At 38.1% G+C, this 24,014-nt stretch carries 22 protein-coding genes and 2 tRNA genes; 10 read left to right on the top strand and 14 right to left on the bottom strand.

The window, feature by feature from the left end; translation table 11 throughout:
• Positions 1–30: 30 nt before the first annotated feature.
• The gene (gene kynU, locus AC2S94_RS07915; RefSeq protein WP_484628067.1) at positions 31–1,317 is read right to left on the bottom strand and encodes a kynureninase; all 1,287 of its coding nucleotides are present in this window, start codon (positions 1,315–1,317) and stop codon (positions 31–33) included.
• Positions 1,318–1,410: 93 nt separating this feature from the next.
• Between kynU and AC2S94_RS07910 the strand changes: the two genes are divergently transcribed.
• Positions 1,411–2,052: an O-methyltransferase gene (locus AC2S94_RS07910; protein WP_484628066.1), complete on the top strand. Its 642-nt coding sequence runs from the start codon at positions 1,411–1,413 to the stop codon at positions 2,050–2,052.
• Here the strand turns inward: AC2S94_RS07910 and AC2S94_RS07905 are convergent, their stop codons facing one another.
• From AC2S94_RS07905 to AC2S94_RS07875, 7 genes are all read right to left on the bottom strand, one after another.
• The gene (locus AC2S94_RS07905) at positions 2,053–2,610 is read right to left on the bottom strand and encodes a phosphatase PAP2 family protein (protein ID WP_484628065.1); all 558 of its coding nucleotides are present in this window, start codon (positions 2,608–2,610) and stop codon (positions 2,053–2,055) included.
• 12 nt (positions 2,611–2,622) lie between these two features.
• Positions 2,623–2,904 (bottom strand): Sec-independent protein translocase subunit TatA/TatB, encoded by a 282-nt coding sequence (locus AC2S94_RS07900; RefSeq protein ID WP_484628064.1) that lies wholly within the window; start codon positions 2,902–2,904, stop codon positions 2,623–2,625.
• 82 nt (positions 2,905–2,986) lie between these two features.
• Positions 2,987–5,290: a M1 family metallopeptidase gene (locus AC2S94_RS07895; RefSeq protein WP_484628063.1), complete on the bottom strand. Its 2,304-nt coding sequence runs from the start codon at positions 5,288–5,290 to the stop codon at positions 2,987–2,989.
• 63 nt (positions 5,291–5,353) lie between these two features.
• Positions 5,354–5,854, bottom strand: a complete 501-nt coding sequence (locus AC2S94_RS07890; protein ID WP_484628062.1) for a DUF6702 family protein — start codon at positions 5,852–5,854, stop codon at positions 5,354–5,356.
• A 103-nt stretch (positions 5,855–5,957) separates the two neighbouring features.
• The gene (locus tag AC2S94_RS07885) at positions 5,958–6,773 is read right to left on the bottom strand and encodes a carboxypeptidase-like regulatory domain-containing protein (RefSeq protein ID WP_484628061.1); all 816 of its coding nucleotides are present in this window, start codon (positions 6,771–6,773) and stop codon (positions 5,958–5,960) included.
• A gap of 42 nt (positions 6,774–6,815) precedes the next feature.
• Complete coding sequence (locus tag AC2S94_RS07880; protein WP_484628060.1) at positions 6,816–7,586, bottom strand: carboxypeptidase-like regulatory domain-containing protein; 771 nt, start codon at positions 7,584–7,586, stop codon at positions 6,816–6,818.
• Positions 7,567–8,394: a hypothetical protein gene (locus AC2S94_RS07875; RefSeq protein WP_484628059.1), complete on the bottom strand. Its 828-nt coding sequence runs from the start codon at positions 8,392–8,394 to the stop codon at positions 7,567–7,569. Before AC2S94_RS07875 ends, AC2S94_RS07880 begins: the two co-directional genes overlap by 20 nt.
• A gap of 116 nt (positions 8,395–8,510) precedes the next feature.
• Here AC2S94_RS07875 and pepE point away from each other — a divergent pair, with 116 nt between their 5' ends.
• The gene (gene pepE / locus AC2S94_RS07870) at positions 8,511–9,215 is read left to right on the top strand and encodes a dipeptidase PepE (protein WP_484628058.1); all 705 of its coding nucleotides are present in this window, start codon (positions 8,511–8,513) and stop codon (positions 9,213–9,215) included.
• A 1-nt stretch (position 9,216) separates the two neighbouring features.
• Positions 9,217–10,131, top strand: coding sequence for a glutaminase (locus AC2S94_RS07865; RefSeq protein WP_484628057.1), 915 nt, complete (start codon positions 9,217–9,219; stop codon positions 10,129–10,131).
• 69 nt (positions 10,132–10,200) lie between these two features.
• Here AC2S94_RS07865 and rpsT read toward each other — a convergent pair whose 3' ends face one another.
• The 4 genes from rpsT to proS all read right to left on the bottom strand — a co-directional run bounded on the left by rpsT (position 10,201) and on the right by proS (position 12,247).
• A complete protein-coding gene (gene rpsT, locus AC2S94_RS07860; protein WP_484628056.1) occupies positions 10,201–10,449 on the bottom strand; it encodes a 30S ribosomal protein S20 in 249 nt (82 codons plus the stop codon).
• A 30-nt stretch (positions 10,450–10,479) separates the two neighbouring features.
• A tRNA-Glu gene (locus AC2S94_RS07855) sits at positions 10,480–10,551 on the bottom strand.
• A gap of 68 nt (positions 10,552–10,619) precedes the next feature.
• Positions 10,620–10,691 (bottom strand) — tRNA-Glu (locus AC2S94_RS07850).
• Between the two features lie 77 nt (positions 10,692–10,768).
• Positions 10,769–12,247 (bottom strand): proline--tRNA ligase, encoded by a 1,479-nt coding sequence (gene proS / locus AC2S94_RS07845; protein ID WP_484628055.1) that lies wholly within the window; start codon positions 12,245–12,247, stop codon positions 10,769–10,771.
• Positions 12,248–12,353: 106 nt separating this feature from the next.
• On the opposite strand from proS, the gene AC2S94_RS07840 reads away from it, so the two are divergent.
• Together AC2S94_RS07840 and AC2S94_RS07835 are read left to right on the top strand one after the other, a co-directional pair.
• Complete coding sequence (locus tag AC2S94_RS07840) at positions 12,354–13,442, top strand: hypothetical protein (protein WP_484628054.1); 1,089 nt, start codon at positions 12,354–12,356, stop codon at positions 13,440–13,442.
• Positions 13,443–13,511: 69 nt separating this feature from the next.
• A complete protein-coding gene (locus AC2S94_RS07835) occupies positions 13,512–15,011 on the top strand; it encodes an OmpP1/FadL family transporter (RefSeq protein ID WP_484628053.1) in 1,500 nt (499 codons plus the stop codon).
• A gap of 50 nt (positions 15,012–15,061) precedes the next feature.
• Here the strand turns inward: AC2S94_RS07835 and AC2S94_RS07830 are convergent, their stop codons facing one another.
• Entirely contained in the window at positions 15,062–16,903 is a 1,842-nt protein-coding gene (locus AC2S94_RS07830; protein WP_484628052.1) for a T9SS type B sorting domain-containing protein, read from the bottom strand.
• Positions 16,904–17,050: 147 nt separating this feature from the next.
• On the opposite strand from AC2S94_RS07830, the gene folE reads away from it, so the two are divergent.
• The 5 genes from folE to AC2S94_RS07805 are packed head-to-tail and all read left to right on the top strand — an operon-like array spanning position 17,051 to position 20,858.
• Entirely contained in the window at positions 17,051–17,728 is a 678-nt protein-coding gene (gene folE / locus AC2S94_RS07825) for a GTP cyclohydrolase I FolE (protein WP_484628051.1), read from the top strand.
• Between the two features lie 22 nt (positions 17,729–17,750).
• Positions 17,751–19,235 carry a cysteine--tRNA ligase gene (gene cysS / locus AC2S94_RS07820; RefSeq protein ID WP_484628050.1) on the top strand — a complete coding sequence of 495 codons (1,485 nt, stop codon included), beginning with the start codon at positions 17,751–17,753 and terminating at the stop codon, positions 19,233–19,235.
• Positions 19,236–19,242: 7 nt separating this feature from the next.
• A complete protein-coding gene (gene yidD / locus AC2S94_RS07815) occupies positions 19,243–19,491 on the top strand; it encodes a membrane protein insertion efficiency factor YidD (protein WP_484628049.1) in 249 nt (82 codons plus the stop codon).
• Between the two features lie 45 nt (positions 19,492–19,536).
• On the top strand, positions 19,537–20,361 hold the full coding sequence (gene lgt, locus AC2S94_RS07810) for a prolipoprotein diacylglyceryl transferase (RefSeq protein WP_484628048.1): 825 nt from the start codon (positions 19,537–19,539) through the stop codon (positions 20,359–20,361).
• Positions 20,358–20,858, top strand: coding sequence for a DUF192 domain-containing protein (locus AC2S94_RS07805; RefSeq protein ID WP_484628047.1), 501 nt, complete (start codon positions 20,358–20,360; stop codon positions 20,856–20,858). Before lgt ends, AC2S94_RS07805 begins: the two co-directional genes overlap by 4 nt.
• A gap of 72 nt (positions 20,859–20,930) precedes the next feature.
• Here the strand turns inward: AC2S94_RS07805 and secDF are convergent, their stop codons facing one another.
• On the bottom strand, positions 20,931–23,933 hold the full coding sequence (secDF, locus tag AC2S94_RS07800) for a protein translocase subunit SecDF (RefSeq protein WP_484628046.1): 3,003 nt from the start codon (positions 23,931–23,933) through the stop codon (positions 20,931–20,933).
• Positions 23,934–24,014: the final 81 nt, after the last annotated feature.

Genomic DNA, 24,014 nt, shown 5'->3' with positions numbered 1-24,014 from the left:
ACAGAAAAGGAGGCCAATGCCTCCTTTTTTTTATGCTTTTTGCTTACTTAAAATACCTTGTTTCAAAATTTGACCAAAATCATACATATCTTCAAAGGAGCAGTAGAAAGGTGCCGGTGCCAGCCTGATAACATTTGGCTCTCTCCAGTCTGTAATCACCCCTTGTTCCATGAGGTAATTAAACAACTCCTTCCCTTCTCCATGTAAAAATACTGATAATTGGGTTCCTCTACTTTCCTGATCTGCAGGCGTAATTATCTCAAAAGTGCTGGCAACATCCTTATCGATTTCGTGCAATATAAATTCCAGGTAAGCAACTATTTTATTACGCTTTTCGATAAGTGCTGGCATGCCAACCTCAGCAAACATTTCCAGTGAAGCTAGGTATGGTGCCATGGCGAGAATTGGTGCATTACTTATTTGCCAGGCATCTGCCGTTGGTTCCGGCTGAAATTCAGGTTCCATTAAAAAACGACGTTCTTTATTGTGTCCCCACCATCCTTCAAATCGCGGAATATCTTTTTTATTGTGATATTTCTTATTTATGAAACATCCGGAAGCATTTCCAGGTCCAGAATTCATGTATTTGTAACTGCACCAGGCCGCGAAATCTACATTCCATTCGCTTAATTTCAGTTCAATATTTCCCGCAGCATGCGCAAGATCCCAACCAACAAAAGCTCCAACTTCATGACCAACTTTAGTGATGGTCTCCATTTCAAAAACCTGCCCGGTATAATAATTTACACCTCCAATAAGGACCAGTGCGCACTCCTCACCTACTTCTTTGATTTTTTCCAGAACATCTTCCGTTCTAAAATTATTCTCTCCTTCTCTCTTCTTAATTTCTACAATAGCATCTTTGGGATCATAACCATGAAATCTTACCTGGCTGGAAATCATATACTGGTCACTTGGAAATGCTTTTTCTTCACAAATAATTTTAAATCTTTTCCCTGAAGGCCTGTAAAAAGAAACCATAAGAAGGTGTAAATTCACGGTAAGCGTATTCATCACAGTAACTTCCTCTGGATTTGCTCCAACTACTTTAGCCAGTTTTTCGGAAAATCGTTCATGATAATCCCACCAGGATTTTTCGGCATGAAAATGACCTTCCACTCCAAGTTCTGCCCAGTCTTTCATGATCTCGTCAACGTATTTCTTAGCAGATTTTGGCTGAAGTCCGAGTGAATTTCCCACGAAATAAATCACCTCTTTTCCATTTACTTTCGGAAAAATAAATTCATCTCTATATCTGGAAAGTTTATCCTGTTTATCTAAACTTCTGGCAAATTCCCTGGAATTCTCGAATTGCATATTTTGAATTTTTCGTAAAAATACAATTTCGTTTTAAAAGACACAGGGCCGAAACCCCGCATAAAATCTTTAATTTTGCCTAAAACGTAATAGATGCATTTTTTACCGGAAGATATTGATGAATACATCGTGGCTCATTCACAAAAAGAGCCTGAAATTCTATATAAACTTAATAGAGAAACAAATCAAAAGATCTTACAACCGCGAATGCTTAGTGGACATTACCAAGGTCGGGTTTTAAGCCTTTTGTCGAAGATGAAAAATCCTGAGAATATTCTTGAAATTGGTACTTATACCGGGTATTCTGCATTATGCCTGGCAGAAGGTATGCAACCAGGTGGACTTTTACATACAATAGATGTAAATGAAGAGCTTTATGATTTTCAGAATAAATATTTTGAACAGTCCCAATATGCATCTCAGATCAAGCAATATTTGGGCGATGCCACAGAAATCATCCCAAAAATAGATTCAAATTTCGATCTGGTTTTTATAGATGCCGATAAACCAAATTATCCGAAATATTTCGAATTGATCATTGAAAAAATGAATCCAGGCGGGATCATACTATCAGATAATGTTCTCTGGTCTGGAAAAGTGGTTGAAAAAATTAAAAAAGATGATGAATCTACTCAGGCCTTATTAGAATATAACAAAATGCTTGCGGAGGATGAAAGGGTGGAGACAGTAATCCTTCCTATAAGAGATGGATTGACTCTTACCAGGGTAAAATAATCAATACAATCTTCTTCCGGATTTTACATAAAGCTTGTAAAATACGATCGCGAAGATAATCCCAACGATCATTCCTACGATGATATCCCCCGGATAGTGCACACCAACGTATATTCTACTCATCACAAAAATGATTGGCCAGATATAGGCCAGATAGATCCATTTTGTCTTTTGATTTAGCACTAATACTACAAAAGTGGTGGCAGCAAAAGAAGTTGAAGAGTGGCCTGAAAAGAAACTATAATTGGTAGGCTCCTGAAGTATCCTTATTACGTCTGCAAGTTCAGGCGTATTATTTGGCCGCAATCTTAAGGCAATACTTTTTACAAGGTTAGTAAACCCCCAGGTTGAGAATACCGTCGCTAATAAGAATAGAACTGAAAATGAAGCCTTTTTCCAATGAAATGCAAGGAAAAAGAATAAAAAGAATGCGAAATAAAGAGGGATCCAATGTCTCGGATTGGTTACAAAGATCCAGAAACTATCATACCTTTCAATGCCGAGGCTATTGAGATAGATAAACAGCTCCCTGTCCCATTGCTCAATTTTCTCCCACATTAAAAACAAGAATTAGGGCTTACGTCTAATAGATCCAGTAATCTCGTCAATATCCTCTTTTACCTTATCTATTTCTCCTCTTACATCTTTTGTAAAATCTGTATCAATGCCTTGCTTATCGGCACTTTTCTGAATTTCACTTTTGATGTCGTTAGAGGCATTTCTAACCGCTTTCATGCCTTTTCCTAATCCTCTGGCGATATCAGGGATCTTATCTGCTCCAAAAACCATCACCAGGATGAACATGATAAAAGCTATTTCAGCTCCACTAATAAATAAAGGTAACGTATGCATAGTGTGACAAATATATATACAAATCTAAGCATAAAAAAAGCCGACTCGTTAAAGTCGGCTTAAATATTATTGCTAATAAATACTAGTCTTCAGAAGAATCTTTGAATTCATCAAATTCATTTTTGTTCTCATTCTTTGGCCAGCTGTTATTATTTACATCAACATCTGCAGTTTCCAAATCAGGATCAATCGTAATACTGGTAATTTCCTTGTTTGAAGGAATTACTTTACTAACTGTCTTATCGTTCTTTCTCCAGATCTGTACTGGATAAGTCATCTTTTCTGAAGTTCCGTCAGCATAAGACACCTCAATAATTAATGGCATTACTAATCCTCCTGGCTTTTCAAAAACCACCTGGTAGAAATACTTTGGAGTCTTAAGATTTTTTCTTTCTTCTTCACTGAAGTTGTCCATAACGTAAGCCTGAAGTGATTCAGAACTTTCCAACAATGACTTATTCTTCATGTCTTCGCTGAATTCTTCATCATCTTCGGTAACTACGTAAAGTGCCTTTGTTTCTTCAGGAGTAGTACCATATCTCTGTAACATTTCTCTACCCGCTTTAGTTGGAGTATCAGTTACGTAATATTTATTCACTTCTTTGATTCCGATATCAACATTGTCTGTAGTGTAGAACCATCCTCTCCAGAACCAATCAAGATCGATACTTGAGGCATCTTCCATAGTTCGGAAAAAGTCTTCCGGTGTTGGGTGTTTAAACATCCATCTGTTCGAATAGGTAGCGAAAGCATAATCGAATAACTCACGACCCATCACAGTTTCACGAAGAATATTTAAAGCAGTTGCAGGTTTTCCATAGGCATTGTTTCCTAACTGGTGTACCTGCTCAGGATTAGACATGATCGGAGAAATATAATCCTGGTTTCCTTTCATATAAGGAACGATCTTACTTGGCTCTCCTCTTCTAGAAGGATATTTGCTATTTGGAGCAACAGCATCTGGATAAGCTTCCGCAAATTCCTGCTCTGCCATATATTGCACAAAAGTATTGATACCTTCATCCATCCATCCCCACTGACGCTCATCAGAGTTTACGATCATCGGGAAGAAGTTGTGACCAACCTCATGAATAATTACGCTCATCATTCCGAATTTTGTACGGTCGCTATAGTTTCCATCCTCATCTGGACGTCCATAGTTCCAGCAGATCATTGGATACTCCATTCCCTGATTCTTAGCATGTACTGAAACAGCTTTATGATAAGGATACTGGAATGTATGTTCTGAGTAACTTTTTAAAGTACTTGCCACAACCTTTGTAGACCATTCTTCCCAAAGTGGATTACCTTCTTTAGGATATAAAGAAACAGCCATCACATCTTTCCCCATCACATCTACAGCCATCATATCCAGGATGAATTTTCTGGAAGTAGAAAATGCGAAATCACGAACCATATCTGCTTTATAGGTCCATGTTTTTGTCTTATTAGAGAAACCTCTTTCAGCTTCTTCTGCTTCTTCCTGAGTAACGATCATTACCGGCTTGTCATAACTTTTCTTAGCCTGCTCGTAACGCTTCATCATATCTTTAGAGTAAACCTCTTTTCTATTCTGAAGTTCTCCAGTTGCTTCCATCACGTGATCTGCAGGAACAGTAATATTCACTTCGTAATTTCCAAAAGGAAGAGCGAATTCCCCATTACCCCAGAATTGGTAGTTCTGCCAACCTTCTACGTCATTGTATACAGCCATTCTTGGAAAGAATTGAGCAATAACATAGGCTTTATTACCATCTTCATCGAAGAATTCATAACCAGAACGTGCACGGTTGGTCACGTGGTTATTTACATTGTAAGACCATTTGATCTTGAAGGTGTAGCTTTCTCCAGACTTTAAAGGTTGTGCCATATCAACACGCATCATCGTCTGGTGAATTTTATATTTCAATTCAGAACCATCTTTTGAAACTTCCTTGATATTGAATCCACCATCAAATGGCTCTTCAAGGTAAGTATTGGCAAATCTTCCTGCAGTTGTAGCAGGAGCCATACCATCTCCATCTTTCTGAAGTGCCGGAGCATCCTTTTTACGAATATTCTGGTCTAATTGAACCCAAAGATATTCCAGGTCCTCTGGAGAATTATTGTGGTAAGTAATAGTTTCCTCACCTGTAAGTACTGAATTCTTATCATCCAGAACAATATCCATCTTATAATCGGCCTCATTCTGATAATAAGCCGGTCCCGGTGCTCCGGAAGCCGTTCTATATTGATTAGGAGTAGCAAGTTCCTGGTACATTTGCCTGAACTTGTTCTGGTTTGTGTGGCCCTCTTGTCGTGGTTCTTTCTGTTCAGTGTCCTGTGCAGATACACCGGCAAAAACGAACATTAAAAACACGGAGCATAACATGTTTAATCTCTTCATTTACTTTGTTTTAATTTAAGGTTGCTAAAAATAAGTATTTTTAATTCCATTGAGGAATGCTTTCTAAAAAATAACTGTGTTCCTGCTATTGGCCTTCGTCAATAACATACTTTCAATATCATCACCTTTTTTTACGTGGGTAATATTTTTCTGAGCGTCAAATAGATCGGTAAGAATAAGATTTTCAACTTTTACCTTTTTAAATGTTTGAATGTTTTCTGCCTCCAGAAAAAGCACTATTTGGTCTGCATCAAATTTGCTGCCTAGTAATTTCAGATTTATCTCTTTCCCATCAACCTGAAGCACCAGCTTTTTTGCCAGGTATTTTTGCATGAGCATTTTATTTGATTTCAGGTCTGCTTTATAAGAAAGGCTAATATTCTGCTGATATCTTTTGCTTAGAACATCTTCAAAATCATTGATAAAAACCCTGGAAATTATCTGAACACTTTTTTGTTCAAGATCATATTCTATTTCAGTGACACTTAGGTAAGTTTCATGATCTTTTGCTGAGAAAGATGTGAGAAAAATCAGCGCAAAGAATAAAGCAAAAGTTTTCTTCATTTTGAATTTTAAGCTTGAAAGAGCAAATACCAAACCAAACAGGAAGGCCCAGTTTCCAATCCTTAGACTTTTATAGGTTCAAAAGGTTTAAGTGATTGAAATTTTATCCCGGAATTTGCTTGCCAGAATTTAATGCTTCTCCTCTTAATTTTCTAAAATCATCGATCTTATTCTCGAAATATTCGATTAGCACAAAGGCGTTTTCATCATTGACGAGATTTTTAAATCTAATATCTTCTGAACAGTAATAAAGAAAATTACAGATCTCATTTTCGTTCAACTGGAGATCTTCCTTAAAGAATTCAAGCCCTACCAGTTTGATACTCTTATTTGCCAGTTCTTTTGAAGTATAGGTTTTTGGAATTTCTTTTTCCTTGGATAGTTTATCTATTACTGCTCCGGCAATCTTATCGATCCTGATTCCTCCTGCAGGACTGGGCTTTTCATACGGGTTCAACTTTCTATCCTTTTCTATAAAATCGTTCAGATTTGTTTGTAGCCTATTCTTAGTCTCCACCTCTTTTATCGAGATCTTATTGATATCGCTGGCCAGATGGCCCGAAAGCTTAATATCATCTATGACCACTTCTGCCAATTCATTCATTTTGTTCTGAAGTTTGATGGTCAGAATCCCAGATCTATACATTTCTTCTGTGACCAGAAGCGTTTTATTCTGATACTGCACCGAAGACACATAAAGACTGTCATTGATCCTTGCCGGAATACTAAAATTACCCTCAGCATCTGTAACTGCTCCTTTCTCGAGGTTCAGATTAATTATATGGATTTTTTCAACGTCAGACTGAGATGCTTCAATTTCACCTTTAAGCGTCACCTGTTCCTGGGCAGATAAGTTTATTCCTGAAAAAGCCAGGATAAGCAGGCAAAAAATCGGTTTTAATTTTAATAATTTATTCATTCTCGAAATTTATTGATTGATGAGGATAGCAAAAAAAGCAATTTAATCCAGCTCCCGCAATTCTTTAAAGGATTCTAATACGTTTTTGTAATATTCTATTAGCTGCAGCACTTTTTCTGAATTTACCATTTTCCTAAAATCTTCATTATCTGCACAGAAGTAAATAAAATTCAGCACTTCTTTTTCATCAAGTTTTAGTTGTTCTGTAAAAAAACTTTGCCCCGTTAGGTTTAAAGCCTTGTTCACCAGAGTTTGTGTTTCAAAATTTTCTTCTGCTTTTTCCAGCATCTTATCTTTTCCGTTCAGTTTATTTAATACAGAAATCAAAGGACCATTACCCCGTGCAGATTGAATAGCAATTTCAAGGCTTGATCTTCGCGGCTTCGGAAAGGGCAAACCGAGTTTTTCATAAATGGACTTCGGCATCCGGGTTACATCTTCAGATAAAACTCCGGACAGCCTAATATCATCAATTTGAACCTCGTCTAATTCATTATATTTCTGAATAAGTCTAACCTGCATAACATCCTGAAGGTCATTCTGCTGAACTATCTTATTTATATTTTCAAATTGCACAGAAGAGAAATAAATACTATCCCCTTTTTTGGCCAAGATCTTGAACTTGCCTTGATCATCGGTAGTGGTTCCTGTCTCGGCATTCATATTAATCACATGAACTCCAGAGGCAATTTTCATACTGTCTACCAGGATCTGTCCATTTATCAGCTTTCTTTCCTGAGCGTCCATATTCGGAACAATCATATATAAGAAGAACAGTAAGATGATTGATGAATTAGTCTTCCTCTGAGTCATTTAATTGTCTAAGATTGATGAAGTCTTCTAACTTGCTTTTATAGAATTCTATAAGGTCAAGATCATTTTGATAAGTAAGAATATTTTGGAAATTAGGATCGTCTGCACAATAATAAACAAAGTTCTCTACTTCACTTTTCGGAAGTTGAAGTTCACTTGTAAAAAAGCTTTTTCCCAATATATCGATTCCCGTTTGAACTCTAGCCTGTAATTGCTCCTGCCTTTGAAGAGCCTGAAGGTATTTGGTCTTACCATTAATATCATTCATCAGCACATCAAGTGGTAGTCCTCCAAGTAGAATTCCCAGATAACTCCACCTACTGGTCACGCCGGCATTGGCAGTGTAAAGCCTCCTTTCTGTTTGGGTAAGTTTTTTCTCAGCGTAGGGAATTCCATAGTTCTCCCTTTCAAAATATTTGATCTTAGGAACATCAAGATCGAGATGCCCACTTAATTTTAGATCGGTGATCTGCACTTCATCCAGCTCATTCCGGGCTGGAAACAAGGTTACTCCCATTTCGCCTTTTTCCCAATTCTCCCGACTAACTACTATCTCACGATTTTCAAATTGTAATGAGGAAAATAAAACACGATCTCCGGTTCTGGCAGGAATATTAAATTTCCCCGATTCGCTGCTTGTGGTCCCTTTTTCCAGGTCAAGATTTACGATATGAATATTTGAAGGTTCTATACTATCTGAAAGTATCTGACCCTCCAGAACTTTAATTTCCTGGGAGAATGAAAGATCTACTGCTGAAAAAAGCAGAAATAAAAAAGGCAGAAAGCCTGAAGTTAATTTTCGGATCAAAACGAATTGGTTAGTATTCGTATTTTACTTTAACGCAAGATTTTTCCTTTTCGCCTATTAAAGCCTGTAAACTTTTGTTAATGCAGGCATTTCTATAAATTTACCCTAAAAACATAATGAAAGCGATACTTGCCAGCACCTCAACATTACACAACCAGGATTATCTTGAATATTTAATTCCACATTTGCCCGAATTTTTCAAAAATGTAAAGGAAGTTGTTTTTGTTCCTTACGCCAGACCCGGAGGAATTTCACACGATGATTACACCAAGAAAGCTGCAGAAGTATTTTCAAAATTCGGGATCAGCATCAAGGGAATCCATGAATTTGAAAATCCGGTTATCGCTATTGAAAATGCTGAAGGAATTTTTACCGGAGGAGGAAATACTTTTTTACTTGTTTCCGAATTATATCGAAATAAAGTAATGAACATCATTAAGCAGGTGGTGAAAAACGGAACTCCTTATATGGGTACCAGCGCCGGAACCAATATTGGAGGTTTGAGCATGCAGACCACGAATGATATGCCAATTGTTTATCCACCCTCCTTTCAGACGCTTAGCCTGGTTCCTTTCAATATAAATCCTCATTACCTTGATCCAGATCCAAATTCCGAGCACAAGGGAGAAACCAGGGAAACCAGGATCAAGGAATTTCATGGATTAAATTCACAACCTGTAGTTGGATTGAGAGAGGGCAGCTGGCTGGAGCTTCGTGATAATAAAGTTACGTTAAAAGGCGAGCTACAGGCAAGGGTTTTCAAGAAGGATAAATTACCTTTCGAAATAGAGACAGGAACAGATTTAACTGATTTGAATTAACATGAATTACCAGCATATTCTAGACACTATTCACGACGAAATGAGTTATCGCGACGTTACCGGAAAAGTAGCATCCTATATTCCTGAACTCGCGAAAGTTGATCGGAGGAAGTTTGGAATGCATGTCTATTGTGGGGACAAGCAACATTTTTGTTTTGGAGATAGCAAAGAATTGTTTTCAATTCAGAGTATTTCCAAGGTTTTTACCTTGGCGATGGCCATGAAATTGTTAGGAGAAGATCTTTGGGATCGCGTTGCAGTAGAACCCTCAGGCGATCCATTTAATAGTCTTACCCAGCTGGAATATGAAAGTGGAATTCCCAGAAACCCGTTTATTAATGCAGGAGCACTGGTTATTTCAGATATCCTGGTAGACCAGTTAAAAGATCCAAAACAAGAATTACTTGAGTTCGTTAGAAAAATCACCGGAGATTCAAGCATCGAATACGATAAAACTGTAGCTGCTTCAGAAAAATCTACAGGTTACAGGAATATCGCATTGGTAAATTATATCAAAGCTTTAGGAAATATAAAATGTGATGTGGAACCTATTGTTGACTTTTATTTTCATCAATGTTCATTAGCCATGACTTGCGAGCAACTTTCAAAAGCATTTATGCTCTTTGCGAATAAAGGTCGTATTCTTGAAACAGACGAGAAAATCCTGAAACCAAAAACGGTTAAAAGGATAAATGCCTTAATGCAAACCTGCGGTTTTTATGATGAAGCGGGAGAATTCAGCTTCCAGGTTGGGTTGCCAGGGAAAAGTGGTGTTGGTGGTGGTATTGTGGCTATTCACCCGGATAATTATTCGGTAGCCGTATGGAGTCCTATTTTGAATAAAAAAGGTAATTCAGAATTAGGTATGAAGGCTCTGGAAAGGTTTACCACCCTAACTGGAGTATCTGTATTCTAATTTACACCAACAAAAAAATGCCTTCCGAATTTCGGAAAGCATCCTTTTATAAATTGAACACTGCTAAAATTAAAGTGCTGCGACGTGCTTAGTCAAGTTTGACTTTAGGTTAGCAGCTTTATTACTGTGAATAATGTTTTTCTTAGCCAATTTATCTACCATAGAAATAACAGAAGGCAACATTGCCTCAGCTTCTTTCTTATCGGCGTCACGCAATTTTTTGATCGCGTTCCTTGTAGTTTTATGCTGGTAGCGATTTCTTAGACGCTTAGTCTCATTGCTACGAATCCTCTTCAACGCTGACTTATGATTTGCCATTTCAATTGTTATTTAAATGTTTTTTAAAAGTAGTCCGTAGGGGAATCGAACCCCTGTTACCAGGATGAAAACCTGGCGTCCTAACCCCTAGACGAACGGACCATAATCTATTTCAAATGCAACTTAAATCGTTGCTTATTAAAAACACTTTTTTTCAGTGTTTCTCTTCGTAGTCCGTAGGGGAATCGAACCCCTGTTACCAGGATGAAAACCTGGCGTCCTAACCCCTAGACGAACGGACCATTTTGTTTCAAATGCGGATGCAAAAATACAACTTTTTTGGAATGCCGCAAATGTTCGACAAAAATTTTTAAAAAAATTAGTAGGCCTTGGCAAACAAGACTCTTCCCTTAGAAGAATTTCCCGTTAATACACAGGTTCCAGCCTCTTCTTTTCTATCAAAAGGTATACATCTAATCGTCGCTTTAGTAAGCTCTTTGATCTTATTTTCAGTCTCTGGCGTTCCATCCCAGTGAGCTGAAATAAAACCACCTTTTTCTTTCAGTACTTTCTTGAAATCATCGAACGAATCTACTTCCGTAATGTGTTCGTCTCTATATTTTTTTGCTTTGTCAAATAAAGTGTTCTGAATTTCAGTCATTAAGCCTTCCACTTTATCAACAACTTCATTTCTATCTACAAATTCTTTAGTCAAAGTATCTCTTCTGGCAAGCTCAACCGTTCCTTTTTCCAGATCTTTTGGACCAATTGCAATTCTTAATGGAACACCCTGCAATTCATACTGCGCAAATTTCCATCCCGGTTTCTGATTATCGTTATCATCAAACTTCACAGAAATCCCTTTAGCACGTAAATCCTTAACCAGTTCATTTGCTGCTTCAGAAATTTGCTCTAATTGCTCTTCACTTCTATATATAGGTACTATCACTACCTGAATTGGCGCGAGATTTGGAGGCAACACGAGACCGTTATCATCACTATGCGTCATGATAAGCGCACCCATCAATCTTGTTGAAACACCCCAGGAAGTAGCCCAAACATGTTCTAGACCACCTTCTTTAGTAGCAAATTTTACATCAAATGCTTTGGCAAAATTCTGGCCTAAAAAGTGAGATGTACCGGCCTGCAATGCTTTTCCATCCTGCATAAGAGCTTCGATACAATAAGTTTCAAGAGCTCCAGCGAAACGTTCATTTTCAGTTTTACTTCCTTTTACTACCGGAATAGCCATGAAATTCTCAGCAAATTCCGCGTAAATGTTATTCATCAATTCAGTTTCCTGAAGAGCCTCTTCTTTCGTGGCATGAGCAGTATGCCCTTCCTGCCATAAAAATTCAGCAGTCCTTAGAAAAAGTCTCGTTCTCATTTCCCAACGAACCACATTTGCCCACTGATTTACCTTTATAGGAAGATCTCTATAAGACTGAATCCAGTTCTTATAAGTATTCCAGATAATTGCTTCAGAAGTTGGTCTTACCACCAGTTCTTCTTCTAATTTAGCTTCCGGGTCTACCATCAATTTTCCAGGTTGATCCGGATCGTTCTTTAATCTATAATGAGTTACCACCGCACATTCTTTCGCAAATCCTTCAGCGTTCTTTTCCTCAGCTTCAAATAAACTTTTAGGAACGAAAAGCGGAAAATAAGCATTTTGGTGCCCGGTTTCTTTAAACATTCTGTCCAGCTCAGCCTGCATCTTCTCCCAAATTGCATAGCCGTAAGGCTTGATCACCATACAACCGCGCACGGCAGAATTTTCGGCTAAATCGGCTTTTACAACCAATTCGTTATACCATTTTGAATAGTCTTCACTTCTCTTCGTTAGATTCTTTCCCATCTCTTGTTATTTGGCATAAAACTTGTATCTTTTCTAGGTGTATAATACTAACCGTTCGGGCAAAACTAACCATTTTTAGGATGCCCAACAATAAAAAGAATTACCAATGGAACTTTACTACACTCTTAGAAATAAACTCAGCCATCTGTTTTCCTTAACGGCTGTTCTAGCTTTAGTTTCCTGTGGTTCTTATCAATATTCCGGTTATGAAGCCGATGGAATCTATGGAGAATCCAGGCCGGGAATCTGGGAAGAGCAAAAACAGGAAGTAACTGAAGTAAAACCAAATGGCGATAACTCATATTATAAGAACTTATTCGCTCAACAATCTCAAATGGTTGGTGAAGTTCTGGAAAGTGACGTATTTACCGATATTGACAGTTATAGCTCTAATGATGGATATGATAATTATTCTGAAGTTGGTGGTGATGTAGCCTATGTTGGCGGAAATGCTCCTTGGGGACAGAATCCAGATACCTATACCGTAAACATTTATAATAATGGATTTTACGGAGGATTCTTTTCGCCGTGGAGAGCTGGATTTGGTTACGGCTACGGTTATGGATTTAGAAGTCCTTTCTGGGGTGGAGGATGGTATGATCCTTACTGGCCTGGATACTGGGGCGGAGGTTTTGGACCTTATGCTTATTACGGAGGCTGGAACGTTGGATTCTGGGGTGGCGGATTTGGTTTTGGTTACGCCTCTCGTTTTGGATACCATAATCCATACTATCCTTTCTATAATAACTATGGTTACTATAATCGATTTTATAACGATAGATATGCATATAACACTGGTAGAAGAAATTCCAGAGCAACTTACAATGATGGTCCAAACAGAAGAAATTCTTATTCTGAAAGAATCAGAAGTATTAGAAATTCAGATTATGGAACAAGCCGAGTTAGAAATAGTGTAAGAAATACAGATTCTAGGGTTTATACGAGAACTAGCAGAAGATCTGAACCAGTAAGATCTTATGATAACAGTAGATCCAGAAGCAGTTCACCTGTTTATAACAGATCTTCAAGAAGTAGTAGTAATGGGACTTATAGGTCTTCCAGCTCAAGAAGAAGTACGAGTTCTCAAAGAAGTACAACTACGAGAAGTTCTAGTAGTAGCTCAAGAAGTTCAGGAACTACGAGAAGCTCCGGCGGAAGATCCTCATCATCTAGAGGTGGCCGTGGAGGTAGATAAAAAATAATATTTATTCAATCAGCCTTACAGGTTTCAAATCTGTAAGGTTTTTTTATAAAATTTCAATTAATGAAAAGATTATTATCCCTGATAGCATTTTTTGCTATTATTTCATCAGTCAAAGCTCAAACCTTACAGGACGCTTACAATTATTCTTCAACGGAACTTTCAGGTACGGCCAGATTTATGGGAATGAGTGGTGCATTCGGAGCACTCGGAGGAGACATTTCAGCAATATCTCTTAATCCAGCTTCTTCAGCTGTATTTTTATCCAGCACGGCTACAGCAAGTTTGTCTTACCGCAGCCACGAAAATAATATAATGTTTAACAACGGAAGAAGTTCCGGCGAAGCCAGTGATCTGGAACTGGATAATTTAGGTGGTGTTTTCGTATTTACTACTAATGATGAAAACGACTGGAGAAAGATTTCTCTGGCCATCAATTACACCACCGAGAAAAATTTTGATGACTCGTATACCGTACGTGGAAATTCCAGAAATAGTATAGATAACTACTTTCTTGGTTATGCAGACGGAATTGAATTAGATCTACTTCAGCTACAGGGATCAGAAAGAATTTCAGATCTATATGCTTTTCTTGGCGAAAATTACGGTTTTGGCGCCCAGCAGGCATTTTTAGGTTATCAGGGTTTTGTGATAGAAGCCAACGATGATATTCCCGAAAATACTGGATACTATTCTTTGATTGGTCCTGGAAACTTTGATCAGCAATATTCAAATGTTTCTACTGGACTCAATGGTAAATTCACTTTTAATGCCGGAACACAATTCAAGGATTTCCTTTATTTGGGAGTGAACCTAAATTCTCATTTCATTAATTATGAGAATTCTTCTGAGTTGGCTGAATTTAATAACAACCCGGGAAGTGAAACCACAGAGATTTATTTTGGAAATACACTTAGAACAAATGGAGACGGATTTTCATTTCAGCTAGGAGGAATTGCTAAATTGGGTGAAAATGTTCGAGTGGGTCTAAATTACACCTCTCCTACCTGGATGTATATCAGAGAAGAAACCACTCAATACCTTGAAACGAATACTCCTGCAGATGAATTTGTAAGTGTAAATCCTAGAAAGGTAAATGTATATCCCGAATATAGATTCCGAATCCCTTCTGAATTAAATTTGAGTGCGGCTTACCTTTTCGGAAAGAAAGGTTTAATAAGTGCAGATCTTGGCGCTACAGACCATTCTAATATTCAGTTTGAAGAAAATGCCGGATTTGAGTTTTTGAACAATCAGATTGCCCAGGAAATGGATGTTGCCTACAGCCTGAGACTTGGAGGCGAATATCGAATTTCTAATTTCAGTCTTCGTGGCGGATATAGATATGAGCAAAGTCCTTTCAAGCAAAACAGCCTCGTTGGAGATCTAAATGGTTATAGTGCGGGTGTTGGATATTCTTTTGGAAGCATTAACCTGGACCTTGCATATAGCAACGCCAGTTATTCTGAAGGTAAACCTGTTTACAATGTTGGTCTTACCGAACCTGTTTACATAGATCGCGATCTATCTAAAGTTGTGCTATCACTTACATTCGGATTGTAAACTGAGTAAAAATACAATTTTAAAAGCGCCGATTTTGGCGCTTTTTTTTGTTATCTAATCAAAGTGAAATTAGACATATACGTGCGTTGTTCACCGCTTTTTTCATCCACGAATTCTACTTTGAACCAGTAATCATCCGCAGGAAGATCCTTTCCATTAAAGGTTCCATCCCAACCTCTCGCCTGGTTTGGATTCATCTGAATGATAAGCTTACCATACCTGTCAAAAACATATAGCTTTTTTATACTGATATTACTGTCTGTAACTAGATTCCAGGTATCATTATAACTATCACCATTAGGAGTGAAAAAGCGTGGATAGCCTACTAAAAAGAAACTTTCACTCGTGGTTTCTCCGCAGCCATTAATTTCCCTGGCAGTAAGAACATGACTCCCCGGAGGGACTTCTGTAAAATTAGGATTTGACTGCCATGGTCCATTGTCAATTCTGTATTCGAAGGTAGCATATTCAGCACCAATGACATTTTCAGGAATGCCTGTGACTGTATATCCCTCTCCAAAATCAGAACCAGTGATTTCTACTGTAACAGATTCTGGTCTCGAAACTTTTACTGGTACTGTTGAAAAATCGAGACTACATCCAGATTCCGGGTGAGTGATGGTTACACGTATTTCGTTGCTATTGGGAAAACTAGAAAAAGTTTGTATTGCCTGAGTACCTAGGAGTTGATTGCCATCATACCATTCAAAATTATAACCTTCACCAAGATCTTGACCAATGCTGACTTGATTGATAACATTTTCATTAAGGTCTACACAAAAAATAACATTTTCTGAAAGTTCGTATGCTGGAAAATCAAAAGTGGATAATTGAAACATATCTGCTTCAGATAGGCATCCGCTTATTTTATCTCTCACCTGAGCATAAATAGTTTTTCCATTTTCGAAAATATAGGTTTGAGGAGCAGCAATTGGATTTGAGTTTTCCAGATCTTCCTGGGATTCATAATATAAAACGTCATAATCTGCATTGGTACCATTAGGTGCAATGAGCTCGGGATTTGCTTCTTCCAGGTCTATCGTTTCAACATCTTCAACGCAAACAGGCAATTCATCCACATTACCAATAATTGGAGAATTGTAAAATGTTACGGTCACATCATCTCTTTCAGATTTATTTTCAATAGGATCTGTAGCGATAAGCCTGTAATCACCAGATTCGGTAACTGTATAAGTTGGTCCAGTAGCACCTGGAATTGCCTCATATCGCGAAGTATTTTCATTAAAAACGAACCATTCGTATTCAGCATCTTCGTCTGTACTACCATCAAGTAAATATTCATCTTCGTCGCATACCGAGATGTTATCACCTAAATTAAGATCAAGAATAGAGCAGTCTGTTGAACCTTCACCGGCATTGGTTTGCTCAAGACTTATAAAGCCGGGAACCTGCTCAAAATTTGTAATTACTACCACATATATCTCACTAGCCTGCGCATTCGGTATTGACATAAATTCAACAGCATCTGGCAAATAACTACAATCCACAATCTTTTCAGCACTCAGCGAGGTACCGGAACAATAGTCTGCTCCCCTGTCAAAAGGTCCCCAAACCACAAAATCTACATCTAAGGGAGCTCCCGTGCCATTTTCATTTTCATATTGAGATATTCGAAATCTTAAATTTCCGGAGTCCTCAATTTGAAGAAAGAACCAGGCGGGATATGGCTGATCATCCAGACACCCATAATCTGGACCAAATTCACCGGTAATCTGATTACTATTTTGAAAATTCGCATTAGGAAAGGTTAATCGCTCATCCCCAGCACAGAAGGGTTCGATATCTGCACATCTGGTTCCTTGTGCGTTTATCGAATTGATCGAAAACATCACAATGGCGCAAAACAAAAATGTTTTTAATAACAATCTCATTCCCAGTGGGCTCTTTATCCACGCAAAATATGAAATATTGCATAGATTGTCAGTTAAGGCTTATCTAATTTTGAATACGGCTAAAACCTTATAAATATGTATCTTTGCAAGCCAATACGGTTTTTACCGACTATTATTGCAAAAAGCATGAAAATAGATAAAATATTGAATGAAATTGAAGAGATGGGCGATGCCCATGCGGCTAGTAGCGCCAATACTCCCTTGAGAGAAGACGCGTTCAATCTAAGTGACGAAGAAAAAATTGAGCTAATCAAGAAAGATGTCAAAAATATTCTTGATACGCTGGGACTTGATCTTACCGATGACAGTCTTAAAGGCACTCCTCAAAGAGTAGCTAAAATGTTCGTTAACGAGATATTTTCAGGATTACACCCAAAAAGAAAACCAAAGGCTTCTACCTTTGAAAATAAATATAAATACGGTGAAATGCTTGTTGAGAAGAACATCACTGTTTACTCTACTTGCGAGCACCATTTGCTTCCAATTGTAGGAAAAGCTCACGTTGCATATATATCAAATGGCACCGTAGTTGGCCTTTCCAAAATGAACAGAATCGTAGATTATTTCGCAAAGAGACCTCAGGTTCAGGAACGCATGACGATGCAGATAGTACATGAACTTCAGAATGTGCTGGGCACTCCAGATGTGGCTTGTGTAGTAGATGCAAAGCACCTTTGTGTGAACAGCAGAGGTATTCGCGATATTGAAAGCAGCACAGTCACCAGTGAATTTGGAGGAGCATTTAAAAAGAAAGAAGTTAGAAGAGAATTTCTGGATTATATTAAATTAGACACATCGTTCTAATAATTCAAAATACATTTATTACATGGCGCTTTACCAGGAACAAAGCCTGAAACTTTACAATTCAATGAGCGGTGAGAAGGAAGTTTTCACCCCGATAAACGAAGGAAATGTGGGTATGTATGTTTGTGGACCTACGGTTTACAGCAATGTACACCTTGGAAACTGCCGTACATTCATTTCTTTTGACCTTGTGTTCAGGTATTTGAAGCATCTTGGATATAAAGTACGTTATGTTAGAAATATTACCGATGCTGGCCATTTAGAAAATGATGCCGATAGCGGTGAAGACAGGATCTCGAAAAAAGCTCGTTTGGAGCAAATCGAACCGATGGAAGTTGTACAGAAATACACCGTAGATTTTCATAATATCCTGAATAAATTCAATAATTACCCTCCGAGCATTGAACCCACTGCAACCGGACACATTGTTGAACAAATTGAGATCATCAAAACCATTCTAGAAAACGGATTCGCTTATGAAGCTAATGGTTCAGTATATTTTGATGTTATCAAATTCAATAAAGAACATGCTTACGGAAGGCTAAGCGGAAGAGCGATCGAAGATATGATCGCGAATACCCGTGAATTAGCCGCCCAGAGCGATAAAAGAAATCCTCAGGATTTTGCTCTTTGGAAGAAAGCCGAACCACAGCACATAATGAGGTGGCCATCTCCATGGAGCGACGGATTTCCAGGCTGGCATCTGGAATGCACAGTGATGAGCACAAAATATCTTGGTGAAGAATTTGATATTCATGGAGGTGGAATGGATCTAAAATTTCCACATCATGAATGTGAGATCGCCCAGGGTGAAGCCGCTACCGGAAAATCACCAGTAAACTATTGGCTACATGCTAATATGCTAACCTTGAACGGAAAGAAAATGGCTAAAAGTACCGGGAATTTTATTCTGCCGGAGCAGATCTTTACTGGCGAGAACGATATTCTTACCAAGGCATTTTCGCCAAATGTGGTAAGATTCTTTATTCTTCAGGCCCACTATAGAAGCATTTTGGATTTTTCAAGCGAAGCTTTACTTGGTAGTGAAAAAGGCTTTAACCGACTTATGGAAGCCTATCATTCTATGGATGAACTTCCGGTTTCAGATAAATCAGATTTTGATCTGGAGGCATGGAAGCAATCTTGCTATGATGCAATGAACGACGATTTTAATAGTCCGATAGTAATTGCCAGATTATTTGATGCCGTAAAGATGATCAATGGAATTAAGGATGGCTCGGTAAAAATTTCTGAATCTGATAAAACAGAATTCAAGAACACCATGAAAGCGTTCATGTTCGATATTCTTGGTCTTGTAGACGCAGCCTCAGAAAATGAAAATGATGAAGACAAACTAGCCGGCACTGTTGAACTATTGATCAAACTACGAGCTGAAGCTAGAAATAACAAAAATTTCGCTTTAAGTGACCAGATAAGGGATCAGTTGCTGGAACTTGGAATTCAGCTTAAAGACGGTAAGGAAGGCACTACTTTCTCCCTAAAATAGAACCATTATGCTGAATCAAGGGTTAAAATATTTATTGACCGCTTTGGTTCAGTTCTATAAAAAGTTTATATCGCCACTAACGCCGGCAACCTGCAGATACGAGCCCTCTTGCTCGACCTATATGCTTAAGGCGCTTGAAATACACGGAGGGATTAAGGGTTTCTGGCTGGGACTTAAAAGAATTTCCAGGTGTCATCCCTGGGGAGGTTGCGGCTATGATCCAGTACCAGCAAAATCAAAGTCCAAAAGCAGCTAAAGAATTCGCAAATACGTATATTTACGACTTATCAAATAAATTTATATGCTGATCAATGCCATTCACTGGAATCCGTCTGAAGGACTGGATCTGGGAATTTTAACACTTCACTACTATAGCGTAATGTTCATAATCGCCTTCACTCTTGGATGGTATATTATGAAAAGTATTTATACTCGCGAAGGCATCGAGATAGAAAAATTAGACTCATTATTCATATATACTGTTCTCGCTACGTTAATCGGAGCAAGATTAGGCCACGTAATATTTTATGACTGGGAATATTTTCAGAATCACATACTTGAGATTTTCCTACCGGTAAGATTTGAGCCAAATTTTGAATTTACCGGTTTTAGAGGTTTGGCAAGTCATGGAGCTGCTATCGGTATTATCATTGCGATGTATCTATATGCAAAAAGAGTGCTTCAGAAACCCGTATTATGGATCCTGGATAGAATTGTAATCCCTGTTGCCAGCGGTGCTATTTTCGTGAGAATTGGAAATTTTATCAATTCTGAAATTATCGGAAAACCTACCAATTCCGACTATGGAGTCGTATTTGAGAAATTAGGAGAAGATTTCGCAAGGCATCCAGCTCAATTATACGAATCGGGCTGCTATCTAGCTATCTTTCTCATTCTTTGGTATATCTACTGGAAAACCGAAAAGCGCTTTAAATTGGGATATATTTTCGGTTTATTTCTGGTATTACTCTGGACCGTTAGATTCTTCGTGGAATTTATTAAGGAACCACAGGTAGGCGAACGCGCTAACTGGTTATTGAACACCGGACAGTGGTTAAGTATTCCATTTGTAATTGCAGGTTTATATTTTATGTACAGGCCTACAAAACAAAAAACGGTAGCATGAAAAAACGCCTGATAAAACTGGCTGCGCTTTCTTTAATCATGTTTTCTACTCTTTCTTGTGCAGACGACAAAAAGGAAGCTGAAAGCATAGAAACTGCACCTATTGAATTTAAAAAAGAAGCGGAACTTTACCTCATTAAGGGAAATTCCGGAGATACAATTAAAAAGCTGGATATAGAGCTCGCTGAATCTGATTATGAACACCAGACAGGACTTATGTATCGCGAGAATATGAAGGACGATCAGGGAATGCTTTTTATATATGATTCTGAAAGAAACAGAAGCTTTTACATGAAGAATACCTATTTTCCTCTTGACATCATTTACTACGAAGCCGACAGCACCCTGGTAAGTATCCAGAAAAATGCGACACCAAGAGATGAAACTTCATTGCCATCTGAAGGACCTGCTCAATTTATACTTGAGATCAACGGCGGATTATCTGATGAATGGAGTCTGGAGAAAGAGGATAGATTCAGTTTAATCAAAACAGAATAATTTTTAATTTAAATAAAACATAAAAAAAGGCTTTCCGATTGGAAAGCCTTTTTTGTTATAACTATTCTGAAATTAAGCCGTAGTAGCTTCTTCAGTTTTCGGTTTTTCTTTCTTCTGGATTGAAGATTTCTTCTTCACACTATCAAACATTACAGGTGTTGCAATGAATAGCGATGAATAAGTACCTACAATCACACCGACGATCAAGGCGAACATAAAACCTCTGATGCTTTCTCCTCCGAAAATGAAAATCGCAAGAAGTACTACCAACGTGGTAAGCGAGGTGTTCAATGTTCTACTTAATGTGCTATTCAAAGCTGCATTCACTGTTTTACCCAATGGCCATGATGTGTGCTCATTCACGTATTCCCTAATACGGTCAAATACAACCACGGTATCATTAAGTGAGTATCCAATTACCGTTAATATCGCAGCGATAAATGCCTGATCTATCTCCATATTGAAAGGCATCACCTTATATAATAAGGAGAAAATACCTAAAACTACCAGCACATCATGAAATACTGCAGCAACTGCACCTAGACTAAATTGCCATTTACGGAATCGCAATAGAATATATAGAAATACTACGATCAAAGATCCGAGTACTGCCCAGAATGAGGCATTTTTAATATCATCAGCGATAGTCGCTCCAACTTTCATAGACTGCATTACACCAACCTGCTTATCATCTGCACCGTCTATGAACTCTTCATAAGAAAGATCAGAAGGTAGATAAGAACCTAAAGATTCATAAAGTGATCTCTGGATCTCTTCATCAACTTCAGCTCCTTCCTGGTCTACTTTATATTTAGTTGTAATTTTCAACTGATTGTCAGGTCCGAAAGTTTTAGCCTCAGCACTTCCAAAAGTAGCAACAAGATCATTTTGAACTGTTGTAGGATTCACATCATCAGCAAATCTTACTGTATAAGTTCTTCCCCCTACAAAATCAACACCTTCATTAAGACCCTGAGTTAGCAAAGATCCAAGACTAATCACGATAAATAATCCTGAAACGATATAAGCAACTTTCCTTTTCTTAAGGAAGTCGATATTCATATTTGTAAACAGGTTCTTGGTTAAAGAAGTAGCAAAATCTAAAGATTTACCTTTTTTACCATATCCATCAATAAACAACCTGGTGATGAAAATTGCAGTAAAAAGAGAAGTTGCAATACCAATTAATAAGGTAGTTGCGAAACCTTTAATAGGTCCTGTCCCAAGTAAGAATAAAATTAGACCTGTAAGACCAGTTGTAATATTCGCATCAAGAATTGAGGATAAAGCATTGTTGAAACCATCTTTAATGGCATCCTTCTGAGCTTTACCTTTAGCAAGCTCCTCCTTGATCCTTTCAAATATAAGTACGTTCGCATCCACGGACATACCAATTGTCAATACAATACCGGCGATCCCAGGTAATGTAAGAACGGCTCCAAGACCTGCAAGGATTCCGAAGATGAAAAGAATATTCACTACAAGTGCGATATCTGCAAAGATTCCCGCTTTACCATAATACAGGATCATCCAAACCAATACCAGGATCAAAGCAATCACAAAAGACATAATACCACTATCAATAGCTTCCTGTCCAAGAGATGGACCAACTACCTCACTTTGAATAATATCTGCAGAAGCAGGAAGTTTACCGGCACGTAGAACGTTGGCTAAATCCTGACCTTCTGTAATTGTAAAATCTCCTGTGATCTCACTTCTACCTCCTGAAATTGCTCCCGTAGAAACACCAGGTGCAGAGTAAACAATATTATCAAGAACGATCGCGATCTGGCTTTGTTCATTAGAAGCCTTCCCGGTCATATCTTCCCAGATCTTAGCTCCGGTCCCATCCATTTGCATGCTTACAGCAATACGACCTAATTGATCGTAAGTTTGCTGAGCATCTGTAATAACACTACCGCTCAATGGAGGTTCCATATTACGGTTTCCTTTAAGAGCGTATAATGCGGTAGTTTCAGTATCCTCATCTGGCACTCCCCATACGAACTTCGCATATCTCATTTCTGAAGGAAGCAATGATCTTACCTGAGGCTTCTGGATCATATCCATCACCTTGGCAGTATCCATAACCTTAAAAGTTGCAAGTACCGGTCCTCCCTGGAATCCTGGAGAAACCACAAGGTCAATCAACGGATTGTTTCCAGTTTCAACTTCTGTGCTATCTTCAGCATCAGCCAAAAGATCATCGATCTCACTATCGCCAGAAGTTTCAGTTGAATCTGCAGGCTTTTCTGCAGCAGCTTCTTCAGATTGCTTCATTCCAGCCAGCATATTATTAGCCTGAAGAAGGAAGTTTCCTATTTCATTATTTTTATAAACATGCCAGAATTCTAACTGGGCAGTACTTTGAAGCAGATTTTGAACCCTGCTGATATCTTTAGCTCCAGGTAATTCAACAAGAATTCTTCCTGAATTCCCTAAACGCTGAATGTTTGGCTGAGTAACCCCAAACTTATCGATACGTTTTCTAAGAACTTCAAAAGCAGAAGTAATAGACTCGTCAATTTTCTTTCTGATGATAGGCTCAACTTCTTCATTACTCATGTTGAAGTTTACATCATCGCTTAAAGTCTTATTCGCAAAAACATCTGGAGATGCAAGTTTCGCATCAGGAATGTTATTGAAGGCTTCGAAGAAAAGATCTACGTAATTTTCCTGGCTATCTGTCTGTGCTTCATCTGCTTCAGCAATTGCTTTTCTAAAAGCAGGATCTCTGGTATCATTAGCCAATCCGCTTAAGATATCTTTAACCGAAATTTGAAGGATCACGTTGATCCCTCCTTTAAGGTCAAGCCCTTTATTAAGCTCTTTGTCTTTGGCATCGTTGTAGGTAATCCCGGCAATCACCTCGTTATTACCGATAGAATCTAAATACCTGGCTTCTGCCTGGTCACGTAGTTCTGAGTAATTCTCTACATCTTCTCCAATTCCCTGAATGGCAAACTCCTCAGCATCAGTCTCCACATTATTTGTTATAAATGTAAAAGACAGCTGATAAAGACATACCAGCCCAAACAAAATTGCAAAAACTTTAATCAGTCCTTTATTCTGCATTATTCCTCAAATTATTGATTATTAGGTCTATTTTAAAAACGGACAAATATAGGACTTCAATTATCAAATCCCAATATTTTT

The organism is Christiangramia pacifica, from assembly GCF_057221535.1.
Note: the sequence above shows the minus strand (reverse complement) of the source record. Positions and strands in the feature narration are given on the sequence as shown.